The organism is Streptomyces flavotricini, from assembly GCF_020639365.1.
Classification (GTDB): Bacteria; Actinomycetota; Actinomycetes; order Streptomycetales; family Streptomycetaceae; genus Streptomyces; species Streptomyces flavotricini.
On sequence record NZ_JAINUL010000001.1, the window covers coordinates 4,416,917 to 4,429,218 of the forward strand.

Genomic DNA, 12,302 nt, shown 5'->3' on the forward strand with positions numbered 1-12,302 from the left:
GCTTTCGTCGTTGTCTAGACCGGTTCAGGAGCCCCGCACCACTTGCGCACCACTTGACCCCTGGCGGGCCTGCTCCGCGGCTTTCTCCCGGGCGGCGCGCACCATCCCGTCCAGCCCTCCGGCGACTTCCTTCTGTCGCTCATGGTCCGAGTGTTGGTAGATCAACGCGGCCTTCTCCGAGGACTGGCCGGCCCGCACCATCGTGTCCTTCAGGGTGGCCCCCGACTGCGTCGAGAGGGTGTGCCCGGTGTGACGAAGGTCGTAGAAGGTGAACGCCTCCGGCAGTCCTGCCGCCTTACGCGCCTTCTTCCACTTCCGACCGAACGTCGTACGCCGGAACGGGGCGCCGCGCTCCCCCACGAAGAGCAGCCCGTCCGGCTTCTGCTCGGAGTACAGGTACATGTGCGTCTTGAGATCACCGGCCATGAAGCGGGGCAGAACGATGAACCGCTTTCCTGCCTCGCTCTTGGTCTCACCGGGCGCCCGCCTACCGGTGTTGAGCTCCGGCTCGGCGCGACGCACCCAGACACCGCAGTTCGCAAGGTCAACGTCCGGGCGACGCAGGCCCGCCAGCTCCTCGGGCCGAGCCGGACCGTACGCGGCGATGTAGACCATCAACCGCCAGCGCGCCCCCATCGCCTTGGCGACAACGTCGACCTGGTCGACAGTGGCGGTGGACCGCTCGGCAGGCGATTCCTTGCCCGCACCCTTGATCCGGCAGGGGTTCCGTCTGATCAACTCGCCGTCCTCGGCGGTCCCCATGATGGCGCTCAGCAGCCGGTACGACTTGGCGACGGTCGTCCCTCCCGTGGCCTTGAGCCGCTCAGCCCGCCAGGTGCGCACGTGGGGCGGGGTGATCTGATCGAGGTCCCGGTCCTCGAAGGTGGGCAGGATGTGCAGCCGCAGCAACCGCCGGTACAGCTCGTCGGTGGTCTCCTCCAGACCACCCTCATCCACCCACTGAACCGCGTACTCGCGGAAGTTGACCGCCCCCGCGTCCGGGTCCGCCGGTCCCCCTTGTTGCCTGCTTCTCGGCGAGCCAATCGTCCGCGTCCCGCGAGGTGGGGCGGCGGAGCAGATGCACATGGATGTCACGCACTGCACCCTGATCGGTGACTCGCTCACGGACATCCAGGCCGCTCATGCCGCAGGGACGACGGTCATCGGATACGCCAACAAGCCCCACAAGGTCGATCTGTTCGCCGAGGCGCAAGCCGATGCCGTCACGGACGACATGCAGTCCATCGCCGACGCACTCACCGCGGCGTAGCCGAGGATCAGCGGGGGACCTGTTACAGGTTTCTCTACCTCATCAAGCACCCGGCTGCGCTCCGCTCCGCCGGGCGGGCTTCCCGGCTCCGCTCGGGGGCGACGCTCCTGCCTTCGGCCCGCTCCGCCCCCGCTGCGCCGACGCCCGCCCCTGCAAGACGGGATAGGCCCAAGGGCATGAGGCAGTCCCCGACGGCCACCAGTTCCATCTGTCACCGACATGCCTCCGGCGGGGGCGCCGCGGGCGGGTGCCGGCCCGTGGATGGCTGAGGCGGGGAACTCCCATCCCGTCCACCATCGGCCCAGGACAAGCCGAGCAGACACGGCACCGGGGCTCACATGGCAGTCCGGTCGACACCCGATTCGGGGAGGGGGAGCATGGATGGAGTGGCGCCTTTCCGATTAGTCGGGCGCCACAGTGGTGCCGCAGCTGTGCATTCGTTGTCGCTGTGGCTGGAGGGCCCTCCCGGAGCGCTTGCGCGGCAACTTGCCCCCGTGTCTCCGCGGCGCCCTCCACTCATCACGAGGGAGGACGTCCATCATGGCCCGGTACATCCGACGCAACGCTGTCATCTCGCTCGTTGCCTCATCGTTCGTTCTGGGGGCCACGCTCGTCCTAACGCCTGTGGCCACCGCGACACCCGCTTTGGGGACGTACGCAGTCAAGACCGAGGGCAACGGGACGCGGGCACTGTCTTTCAACGACGGTGACTCCATTCAGCCGGCTGGCGCGATCAGGCCGCGAACGGGTGACGGGCCGCTCGAGGCCGTCAAGGAGGGGCAGAACATCGTGATGCGCATACCGCTCGAAGGCGGCGGTCGGCTCGTAGTCGCACTGACCCCGGCGGAGGCGAGTGCCCTCGCCGACGCACTCAACACACCAGCGGAAGCCGAGACACCAGCGGAAACCGAGCAACCGTAACAACGACCAACCCAGCTCCAGCCAATGCGGGCGCCGGGAACAGTCAGCGACTGTCGTACGCGAGCATGATCACCCGCTGACCGGGGAGACAGAACTGCCCAGGGCTGGTGCTGGAGACGGACCCGACCGATGGGCCGAAGGCCGGGACCGCGTGGAAGCTCCAAGCGCGGGTTCGATTCCCGTCATCCGCTCTTCACGAAGGCTCAGGTCAGCGACCTGAGCCTTCGTCATTGTCTAGACCTCACAGGTCTCGCAGCGCCCTCCGCATGCCCCAACTCGGCGGAATGCCCTGGCCAGAAGGTGTTCCGCGCCCGCGTCACGGCTTGACGGAATTCCGGGGCATTCGCTTTCTCACAACGGCGGTTGCCCCTCCACCCGCTGCCCGAGGTCGCCAAATCCGCTCGCCGGCCAGATACATCGGCGCCGGCCGGGCCGGACGCTCAGCCGGGGAGGGTAAGGCGGAAGGCGGTGTGTCCCGGGCGGCTGGTGACGGTTGCGGTTCCGCCGTGGGCGGTGATGACGGCGTGGACGATGGCGAGACCGAGACCGGTACTTCCCGTGCTGCGAGAACGCGCGTGGTCGGCGCGGACGAAGCGTCCGAAGACTTCCGGCTGGAGACCTTCGGGGATGCCTGGTCCGTTGTCGCTCACGCTGACGGATACGCCGGTCCCATCGGTGGCGAGGGTGATGGTCACTTCGGTTCCGGGTGGGGTGTGGATGCGGGCGTTGGCGAGGAGGTTGGCGATGGCCTGCTGGAGGCGGTGGGCGTCGCCGGTGACGGTGACGGGTTCTTCGGGGAGGTCGAGGAGCCATCGGTGGTCAGGGCCCGCGGCGCGTGCGTCGTCCGTCGCGTTCAGGATCAACAGGGTCAGGTCGACCGGCTCGTGTTCGAGGGGACGCCCGGCGTCGAGGCGGGCGAGGAGGAGCAGGTCGTCGACGAGGCGGGTCATGCGCCGGGACTCGGCGTCGATGCGTTCCAGGGCGTGGCGGACGTCGGCGGGTACGGGGCCACGGTGACGCAGGGCGAGTTCGGCGTGGCCTCGGATGTTCGCGACGGGGGTGCGCAGTTCGTGACTGGCATCGGCGGCGAAGTGCCGCAGCCGTTCCTCGCTCGCGTGGCGGCGTACGAGGGCGTCCTCGACGTGGCCGAGCATGCGGTTGAGCGCGGTGCCGACCTGGCCGACCTCGGTGCGGGGGTCGGTGTCGGGGAGCGGTCCCGGCATGGCGACCTCGCCACTGGCCAGCGGTAGCCTCGCGACCTCCGCGGCCCGGGCGGTGACCTGCCGGAGGGGGCGCAGGGAGATCCGTACCCACAGGGCTCCGGCGATGCCGGTGGCCACCAGCGCGGCGCCGAACAGCGCGGCTTCGACCGCTTCGAGGCGGTGAACGGTCTCCTCCACCGGGTGCAGCGGCAGGCCGGTGATCAGGACGTCCTGGTCGTCGCCCTCGACGGCCGTGACGCGGTACTTGCCCAGCGCGGAGAGACGGATGCTGTGCCCGTGTCCGTCGGCGGGGACCCCTGCCAGGGTGCGCCGGTCCCCGGCGGTGAGCTGGAGGGAGCGGTCGGTCGCTTGATCGACGACGGCGGCCTGGGTCACCGTTCCGTTCAGGAGGCGGGCGCCGAAGGTCGCCTCGGCCTGGCCCCGGGTGTCCGGGCCGTTGTCGGCGTCGGGCCTGGCCTCGTGTTCCAGGCTGGCGGCGAAACGGCCTCCGGAGGCGGCGAGCTGTTCGTCCAGACGGTCCATGAGGAAGCCGCGCAGGGCGAGGGCGGTGGTGATGCCGACGGCGAGGCAGGCGAGGGCGAGCAGGGTGACGAGCCCGGCGGTGAGCTGGCCGCGCAGGGTACGGGGTACCGGGCGCCTCACGGGGTGTCCGGCTTGAGGACGTAGCCGACGCCGCGCACGGTGTGGATCATCGGGGTGCGTCCGGCGTCGATCTTCTTGCGGAGGTAGCTGATGTAGAGCTCGACGACGTGGGCACGGCCGCCGAAGTCGTAGGCCCAGACCCGGTCGAGGATCTGGTCCTTGGACAGGACCCGGCGCGGGTTGCGCATGAGGAAGCGCAGGAGTTCGAACTCGGTACGGGACAGGTCGACGATGGCTCCGCCGCGCCTGACCTCCCTGGCTTCCTCGTCCATGGTGAGGTCCCCGACGGCGAGCACGTTCGCACCCGGTTCGGCGGTCATGCCGGCGCGCCGGAGCAGTCCGCGCAGCCGGGCCAGTACTTCTTCCAGGCTGTAGGGCTTGGTCACGTAGTCGTCGCCACCCGCGGTGATGCCGGCGATGCGGTCCTCGACCGCGTCGCGGGCGGTCAGGAACAGCACGCACACGTGGGGCTCCGCACGCCGCAGGTTGCGCAGGACCTGGAGGCCGTCGAGGTCGGGCAGCATCCAGTCCAGGACCACCGCGTCGGGACGGAAGGCGCGGGCCGTCGCGAGCGCGGTCGCGCCGTCGGCGGCGGTGCGCACCTGCCAGCCCTCTCCGGTCATGACCCCGGCCAGGACGTCGGTGACGTCGGGTTCGTCGTCGACGACGAGGATCCGCACGGGCTCTCCGTCGGGGTGGTGCAGGAGCGGGGTGGTGCGGGGCTCGTTCATGGTTCCTTCAGGATCCCCCGGCCGGGGCCGGGGAAGGGCGCACCGAGTCTTTGAGTTTCCTCTGAATCCGCGCCGAGAGGGGTCGGCAGGGCCGTTTCAGAAGGTACTCAGAGGTTGGGCTGTGAGGCTGGCCGCCCATCGCCGGAGCGAGTGCCCATCCGGAGGAACCCATGACCACCACGTTCACCGGCACCCGCGCGAGCCGCGGGACGCGCCGCCGGCGCCCGTACCGCACTGCTGTCCCCTTCCTGGCCCAGCTGGCCGTCTGGGCGGGTGCCGCCGGTGTGCTCGTCCTGTGGTGGAGCGACACGACCTCGGTCGTCGGCCCGGCGGGCTGGCTCACGGGGGCAGGACGCATCACCGGACTCCTGGCGGGCTACGCCTGCGCGGTCCTGCTGGCCCTCATGGCCCGCGTGCCGCTCCTGGACCACACCGTCGGCACCGACCGGCTCGCGCGCTGGCACGCCTGGGGCGGCCGCTGCACCGTGTCCCTGGCCCTCGCCCACACCCTGCTGATCATCTGGGGATATTCCCTGACCTCGCACGCGGACGTGGTGAGCCAGACCACCACGCTCGTCCTGCACTACCCCGACCTCCTCAAGGGCACGGCCGGATTCCTGCTGTTCCTGGCGACCGGAGTCCTCTCGGCCCGCGCGGCCCGCCGCAGGCTGAGTTACGAGACCTGGCACCACCTGCACTTCGCCACCTACCTGGCGGTCTTCCTCGCCTTCGGCCACCAGCTGTCCAACGGGGCGGACTTCGTCGGCAACACCTCCGCGCAGGCAGCCTGGTACGCGCTCTTCCTCGGCGTCGCCGCACTGCTCGCCTGGTACCGGTTCGCCGTCCCGCTGCGGCGCGGACTGCGCCACCGCCTGCGCGTCGCAGCGGTCCGCCCCGAGGCGCCCGGCGTGGTCTCCGTCCACCTCACCGGCGAGCACCTGGACGAACTGGGAGGCCTGCCGGGGCAGTTCCTGCGGTGGCGCTTCCTGACCCGCGGTCTCTGGTGGACCGCCAACCCCTACTCCCTCTCCGCCCCCGCCCACCCGAACCACCTGCGCATCACGGTCAAGGCCGCCGGCGGCCACAGCGCCGCGCTCGCCCTCCTGGCACCCGGTACGCGGGTATGGGCGGAGGGACCGTACGGCGGCTTCACCGCGAACCGGCGCACCTCCCCCAAGGTCCTGCTCCTGGCGGGCGGCGTCGGCATCACCCCCCTGCGCACGCTCTTCGAGACACTGCCGGGCCAGGTCACCCTCGTCTACCGGGCCCGCCGCCCGGACGACCTCGCCCTGCGCGGTGAACTCGATGCGATAGCCGCCCACCGCCGGGCGACCGTGCACTACGTCGTCGACGAACCGGCCGCCCACTCCTCGCCCCTCACCGCCCGGGGGCTGACCACCCTGGTGCCTGACCTGGCCGCGCACGACGTCTACCTCTGCGGACCTCCCGGCATGGCACGGGCCGCGATCCAGGCCCTGCGCGAAGCAGGCGTCCCGGCCCGGCGCATCCACCACGAGTCGTTCGCGTTCTGAGGAGAACCACCATGCGCCGAGCCGTCCTCGCCACCACCGGGATCAGCACCCTCGTCGTCTCACTGCTCGCCCTCAAGCCCCACCAGCCCCAGGGCCTCGTCGGCATGCCACCCCGTTCCCCCACCGCCCCCTCGTCACCACGGACCCCCGGGACCTCCGGCCCCGGTACGTCCACCGGAACGGGCACATTCACCGGGGATCCCATCGACACCCGCTACGGAACCGTGCAGGTCGCCGCCACCCTCAGCCAGGGGAAGATCACCTCGATCACTGTCCTCCAGGCCCCCGACCGGGGCGGACGCGACCAGCAGATCTCCTCCTACGCCCTGCCCCGCCTGACCGAGGAGGCGATCGGCGCCCAGAGTGCGCACATCGATGCCGTCTCCGGAGCCAGTTACACCAGCCAGGGCTACATCGAGTCTCTCCAGAGTGCCCTGGACCAGGCCCATGCCTGACACCGCGCGCGGACTGCGCCACGTCGAACACGTCATGGGCACGGTTTTCTCCTTCGACATACGGGACGAACCCACCCCCGCCATCCGGTTCGCCCTCACCGAGGCCGTACGCCAACTCCACGAGGTCGACGCCGTGTTCTCCACGTACCGGTCCGACAGCCACATCAGCCGCCTCGACCGCGGCGAGATCCACCTCGACGACTGCCCACCCGAAGTCCACGAGGTCCTGTCCCTCTGCGCCCAGGCCGCCCATGTCACCGACGGCTGGTTCAGCGTCATCCCCGCGGGCGCCCTCGACCCCTCGGGACTCGTCAAGGGCTGGGCCACCGAAGCCGCATCACGCCTCCTCCACGAAGCAGGCGCGCACCACACCTGCGTCAACGGCGGCGGCGACCTCCAGATCCGCGGCCGGGCAAGCCCCGGCACCCCCTGGCGCATCGGCATCGCCCACCCGCTGCACCGCGGCAGGCTGGCCACCGTCATCACGGCCGACCACGACCTGGCCGTCGCCACCTCCGGCACCGCCGAACGCGGTGCCCACATCCTCGACCCGCACACCGGCACCCCGGTCACCGCGTTCGCCTCTCTCACCCTGATCGGACCCGCGTTGGCCCTGACCGACACGTACGCCACCGCCGCGTTCGCCAGGGGCGACGGCGCAAGGGACTGGGTGGAAACACTGGACGGCTACGAAGCCCTCGCGGTCCTGCCCGACGGCCAGGAATGGCGCACGCCGGGATTCCGCCGATACGGCTCATGAGACCGACTCTGGAGCGTGGCCGCCCAGGGCCAAAAAGTGACAGGCCGTCAGCGGTGACCGCCCTCCGGGCCTGACGTCCGATCACGTGGCCGGCGTGGGACAGCCAGCCGGCAGCGGCCGGTGATCCGCCGCCCGCCCCGCCCGCCCGGCGCGCGTTCTCGGCGCACCGGACGCCGCGGGGCCGCCCTCGGGCGGCCGACGCCGCTTTTCGGACAGGTCTCCGGGTGCCAACGGATCCCGTCCGCAAGGGACTTCCGATCGCGGCGGGACCCCCGCGTCGCGTCCGCGCGCGTCGACGACTTCGCACCTGCGCCGGCGATCCCGCACGCCAAACGGAGCGGATCGGATCCAGCCCTTCCGCGCACCCCCACTGCGACACACCACCGTTTCGCGCGGGCGTTCGACACCTCCACCTTGCTGACGCTGCGTCACTCATGCAGCCCCTCTTTTCCGATTTGCGGTCTATTGCTGGGAAATATGCGTCAATACTGCCGGGTGACAGCGCATCACCACCTCTGACAGGCAGTCGCCCTGCGGTCCCCCGCTCAGGGTGAGACTGCGCGCCGGCGCAGGTAGGGAGCTTGCGGCCCAGAGCAGTCATCGTCGCGGGCGCTCGGAATCCTCCCTTTCGGGAGGACTGCGGATCGAAGAGATAAGAGAGGTCCTGCTATGGCATCGGATGTCATCCGGTCGGCTCCACCCGACACAAGCCCTCAACGCAGTCTGCTCAAACGGGGAACCCTCACCCTGCTCCCCGCGGCGCTCCTGGCGTCGGCCGCCCTGGTCCCGACCCTCGCCCACGCCGCAGAAGCCCCCGTGTTGCTGGGGACCACCGCCAGTTACGGGGTCCTGGCCGGTTCGACGGTCACGAACACGAACCCCACCGTCATCAACGGCGACCTGGGCCTCTATCCGGGCACATCGGTGACCGGCTTCCCGCCCGGCATCGTCAACGGAGTGACGCGCGTGGCCCCCAACGCCGCCGCCGCTCAGGCGAAGTCCGACCTCGTCGTCGCCTACGACGACGCGGCAGGCCGCGGGCCCGGGACCATTCTCGCTTCGGACGAGATCGGTGGACTGACGCTGACGCCCGGCGTCTACACGGCCCCGGCGTCCCCTCCGTCCCTGCAACTCACCGGGACGGTCACCCTCGACGGCCAGAACGACCCCAACGCCGTCTTCATCTTCCGGATCCCATCGACCCTGACCACGGCTTCGTCGAGTTCCGTGGCCTTCATCAACGGAGCAAATGCCTGCAACGTGTTCTGGCAGGTGGGCAGCTCCGCCACCCTCGGCACGACCACCCAGTTCAAGGGCACCATCCTGGCCATGCAGTCCATCACGCTGAACAACAGCGCCGTGATCGAAGGCCGCGCCCTGGCGCGTGAGGCCGCGGTCACGATGGACAACAACACCATTACGAGGCCGGCCTGCGCCGTTGGTCCGCCCGGACCTCCCGGCCCGAGCGGTCCTCCCGGTCCGAGCGGTCCTCCCGGCCCGACCGGTTCCCCGGGCCCGACCGGTTCCCCCGGCCCGACCGGCGCTCCGGGTCCGACCGGCAGCCCCGGCGCACCCGGCGCACCCGGCAGCCCCGGCCCGACCGGCCCCGCAGGACCCGCAGGGCCTGTCGGGCCCACCGGACCCGCTGGACCCGCCGGACCCGCCGGACCCGCGGGACCCAAGGGGCCGCGCGGTGACAAGGGCGGGAAGGATCACCACAGCCACGACAAGGACAAGGACAAGGACAAGGGCGAGCACGGCCGCCACGACCACGACAAGGACGAGGACGGCGACCACGGCAAGGGCGAGAACGGCCGCCACGACCACGACAAGGACGAGGACGGCGACCACGACAAGGGCGAGAACGGCCGCCACGACCACGACAAGGACGAGGACGGCGACCACGACAAGGGCGAGAACGGTCAGGACGACCACGACTTCGGCAAGCCGCCGTGGGCCGGCCTCATGCCGAACGGCCAAGTCAATGACCCCGGCCAAGGGGGTCCTGGCCACGCGGCCAGGAGCGTCAACTTCGCGCACGTGAGCGCCGCCACCGGTCAGCAGCCCGAGGGGGCCGGCTCAACCGGCGGAACCGGCATCATGGCTGCCTCTGCGGCAGTGCTGGCATTCGTCGGAGGCTCCGTCCTCTTCACCAGGAAGAAGATCCGGCGAGGTACGGCGACTCGGCAGGACTAGCCCATCGCGGACGCGACCGCCCCGCGCCCTGACCCTTCGGTCACGAGCACTCGGCCGGATCGGCCCACGGTCCTCCCTCCCGTCACCGACTGCTGCGTACGAGTCGGCGGCAGGGACCGAAGCCCGGTCAAGCAGGTAGGAAGTCGCGTCCGCCGTTCGGCGGCTGAGCCCCTGGACACCTCGTCCAGGGGCTCAGTGGTATTCGCGAGCGATCAGATCCGAGACCGGCCCTCACCTCATCCCCGGTCGGCGTACGCCTCGATGACTTCGTTGATGAGCTGCCGGGTATTGTCCGGGCTCAGCGCCTGAGCCTGCACATGCGCGTACATGTCGTTGTAAAGCCGCACATCGGATCGTTTCTCCAGATAGAGGTCGCTGGTGAACCTCTCCAGATACACCACGCTCACATCACCGACTTCGGCGAACTCCAGCAGCGAAAACTGTCCCGAAACACCCGGGTGCGCACCCGCGTCGTGAGGGAGAACCTGCAGGGTGATGTGCGGCTGGGCGCTGAGGTGGGTCAGATGGTCGAGCTGCTTGCGCATGACCTCGCGGCTGCCCACGACGCGCCGCAATGCCGATTCGTCCAGTACGACCCATAACCGCAGCTGATTTCCCGTGGCTCGCAGCCGATCCTGGCGCCGTAGCCGCACCTGGAGGCGTGCGGCGGCCTGTTCGGGCGTGACATGAGGGATCGTTCCTGCGATGACCGCCCGGGCATAGGCCGGGGTCTGCAGCAGGCCGGGGACCACCAGAGGCTCGTAGAGCCGGATCGCGGCCGCCTCGGCCTCCAGGCCGATGTAGGCGCCGTACGGGATGTCGCCGTAGGAATTCCACCAGCCCTGCCGACCCGATTCCCCGGCCAGCTGCATCAGATGGTCAACCCGCCGCTGATCCTGAACCCCGTACAGCCCGCAGAGATCGCGCACGTCGCGCGGCTTGACGAGCCGGCGGCCGTTCTCCAGCAGACTGATCTTGGGCTGGGAGATCAGCAGGCGCTCCGCCACCTGCTGTGTCGTCATGCCGCTGATTTCCCTGAGCCGACGCAGCTCCGATCCCAACCGGCGCCTGCTGACAGTGGGATTGACATCGACGCCCACAGGACGCGTACCTCCGCTCGAAACGTTGCACAGGCGAGCAGATTGCCATGGGCGGGTCGGCTTGATCGGCTTTTTCGCCGTGTCGTGGACGGTGGTGAGCACCGGCGAAAAGGCGCCTCGGATCGCATCAATTCCCAGCCGGCCGACCATATTTTCCGGTTCGAACAACAAGAAGCGGAAATACTCATACTGCTTTTCCGTTCACACGAATGAAAGATTGCACGGAAACATCCCGCCCCGGCCGGGGCCAATGCCGATTTCCGCGCAATATGCCAGGTGGATCCGGAGAGACCGCGCCACGGCCGACGGCACTCAGGCCGCCTCGAACAGGGCACCTCGCGTCGCGGTCGACGTGATGCGGGCCGCCGCCGTGCGTGTCAGCGTGATCCGAGAGGAATCCGTACCCGCACCCCCCGCACCAAGAGGAGTCGCCGTCATGGACGGTACGCAGGACAAGCGCCAGGATCCGAGCAAGGGTCACGGGGCGCAGGAACACCATCGACGGCCCGGAGACCCCGCGCAGCCCCAGCCGGGCAAGCAGTCCCGCGAGAAGGGCCGGAAGTCCGGCCGGGAGGAGACCTCGCGCCGGCGCGAGGACGACCTGCTGCGCGAAGAGGACCTGCACGACGAGGGACTCTGACGAGCCCGTCACATGCCCCGAGCCCGGCAAGTCCTCAGTGGCCCCGCGATCAGCCTGCCGCGTCGGCGGGGCCGTCCCCGGGTTCGGGTGTGGTGGCGACGAGGAGCTGAGCTGCCTGCGTGATGTTGTCGGCGCGGACGGCGCGGGCCATCGCTTGGCGGGCGGCGTCCGCGGTGGTGTCCGGGGGGACGACCAGCAGGGCGAAGTGGTCGTTGTGGCCGCGGGTGATGAGGACGGTGTCGTCTCCGACCGGGTCGGAGACGAGGTGTACGACCTGGCCGTCGACGACCAGTCGGGTCGGGAGGCCGTTCCAGGCGGACGCGTCCAGGCCCACCCGGGTGATCGGCCCGAGATGCCCGGTCAACACGCTGATGAGCGCCGGCAGCTCGGTTCCGATGTCGCGGGTGCGCGGCCACCACGCGCCGTCCAGGAGCCCCTCCCGCGACTGCGTGGTCTCCAGCCGCAGCAGGGCCGTGCCCGGCTGGATCGCCTGGTGGATCGCATCCGGCAGGAGCAGTGGGGGTGTGTGGGGGGTGTGGGGGGTGTCGGAATCAGCCATGCGGGTCCGCCCGTCTACGGGTGCGGCCGTACCGCGTCGCAGGTGGGCACCGGTGCCGGTGCCGGTCGGGCGTGCGCGGGCCTGTCGTCCTTTCACGGTACTCCCGCCGCCCGCTCCACCGCCCGTCGGAGAAATACCTGGTCAGATCGGCCATGCCCGGCCGAACGGGCGTACAGTCGAAGCACCGGGAGTACTTCGCGCACCGGCTTTCATGCGGGTGTCATTTCCGGCGATCGCCTAAGAACCGGGCTGCCGACGGGCAGTCCGGGGGCA

The 12,302-nt window shown here is 70.1% G+C and carries 11 protein-coding genes and 1 pseudogene; 7 read left to right on the forward strand and 5 right to left on the reverse strand.

From position 1 onward, the window contains the following. Window positions 1-24 precede the first annotated feature (24 nt). A pseudogene (locus K7B10_RS19935) lies at window positions 25-1,063 on the reverse strand (tyrosine-type recombinase/integrase); the annotation flags it as partial. 15 nt (window positions 1,064-1,078) lie between these two features. Here K7B10_RS19935 and K7B10_RS19940 point away from each other — a divergent pair. Further along, entirely contained in the window at window positions 1,079-1,270 is a 192-nt protein-coding gene (locus K7B10_RS19940) for an HAD family hydrolase (RefSeq protein WP_267501427.1), read from the forward strand. Window positions 1,271-1,984: 714 nt separating this feature from the next. Then, window positions 1,985-2,191, forward strand: a complete 207-nt coding sequence (locus K7B10_RS19945) for a DUF3117 domain-containing protein (protein ID WP_229345228.1) — start codon at window positions 1,985-1,987, stop codon at window positions 2,189-2,191. A gap of 440 nt (window positions 2,192-2,631) precedes the next feature. On the opposite strand, the gene K7B10_RS19950 is transcribed toward K7B10_RS19945, so the two are convergent. Next, window positions 2,632-4,056: a sensor histidine kinase gene (locus K7B10_RS19950; protein WP_229337699.1), complete on the reverse strand. Its 1,425-nt coding sequence runs from the start codon at window positions 4,054-4,056 to the stop codon at window positions 2,632-2,634. Continuing rightward, complete coding sequence (locus K7B10_RS19955; RefSeq protein WP_308284609.1) at window positions 4,053-4,787, reverse strand: response regulator transcription factor; 735 nt, start codon at window positions 4,785-4,787, stop codon at window positions 4,053-4,055. The genes K7B10_RS19950 and K7B10_RS19955 overlap by 4 nt, the downstream gene beginning before the upstream one ends. 170 nt (window positions 4,788-4,957) lie before the next feature. On the opposite strand from K7B10_RS19955, the gene K7B10_RS19960 reads away from it, so the two are divergent. From K7B10_RS19960 to K7B10_RS40885, 4 genes are all read left to right on the forward strand, one after another. Then, complete coding sequence (locus K7B10_RS19960) at window positions 4,958-6,319, forward strand: ferredoxin reductase family protein (RefSeq protein ID WP_229337701.1); 1,362 nt, start codon at window positions 4,958-4,960, stop codon at window positions 6,317-6,319. Window positions 6,320-6,330: 11 nt separating this feature from the next. Continuing rightward, on the forward strand, window positions 6,331-6,774 hold the full coding sequence (locus tag K7B10_RS19965; protein WP_229337703.1) for an FMN-binding protein: 444 nt from the start codon (window positions 6,331-6,333) through the stop codon (window positions 6,772-6,774). Continuing rightward, window positions 6,767-7,534, forward strand: a complete 768-nt coding sequence (locus K7B10_RS19970; protein WP_229337705.1) for an FAD:protein FMN transferase — start codon at window positions 6,767-6,769, stop codon at window positions 7,532-7,534. The genes K7B10_RS19965 and K7B10_RS19970 overlap by 8 nt, the downstream gene beginning before the upstream one ends. Before the next feature lie 669 nt (window positions 7,535-8,203). Further along, window positions 8,204-9,730 (forward strand): ice-binding family protein, encoded by a 1,527-nt coding sequence (locus K7B10_RS40885; RefSeq protein WP_267501428.1) that lies wholly within the window; start codon window positions 8,204-8,206, stop codon window positions 9,728-9,730. 236 nt (window positions 9,731-9,966) lie between these two features. Here the strand turns inward: K7B10_RS40885 and K7B10_RS19980 are convergent, their stop codons facing one another. Beyond that, the gene (locus K7B10_RS19980) at window positions 9,967-10,830 is read right to left on the reverse strand and encodes a helix-turn-helix domain-containing protein (protein WP_229345234.1); all 864 of its coding nucleotides are present in this window, start codon (window positions 10,828-10,830) and stop codon (window positions 9,967-9,969) included. Between the two features lie 436 nt (window positions 10,831-11,266). Between K7B10_RS19980 and K7B10_RS19985 the strand changes: the two genes are divergently transcribed. Further along, complete coding sequence (locus K7B10_RS19985) at window positions 11,267-11,470, forward strand: hypothetical protein (protein ID WP_229337707.1); 204 nt, start codon at window positions 11,267-11,269, stop codon at window positions 11,468-11,470. Window positions 11,471-11,519: 49 nt separating this feature from the next. On the opposite strand, the gene K7B10_RS19990 is transcribed toward K7B10_RS19985, so the two are convergent. Beyond that, complete coding sequence (locus tag K7B10_RS19990; protein ID WP_229337709.1) at window positions 11,520-12,029, reverse strand: DUF5994 family protein; 510 nt, start codon at window positions 12,027-12,029, stop codon at window positions 11,520-11,522. Window positions 12,030-12,302: the final 273 nt, after the last annotated feature.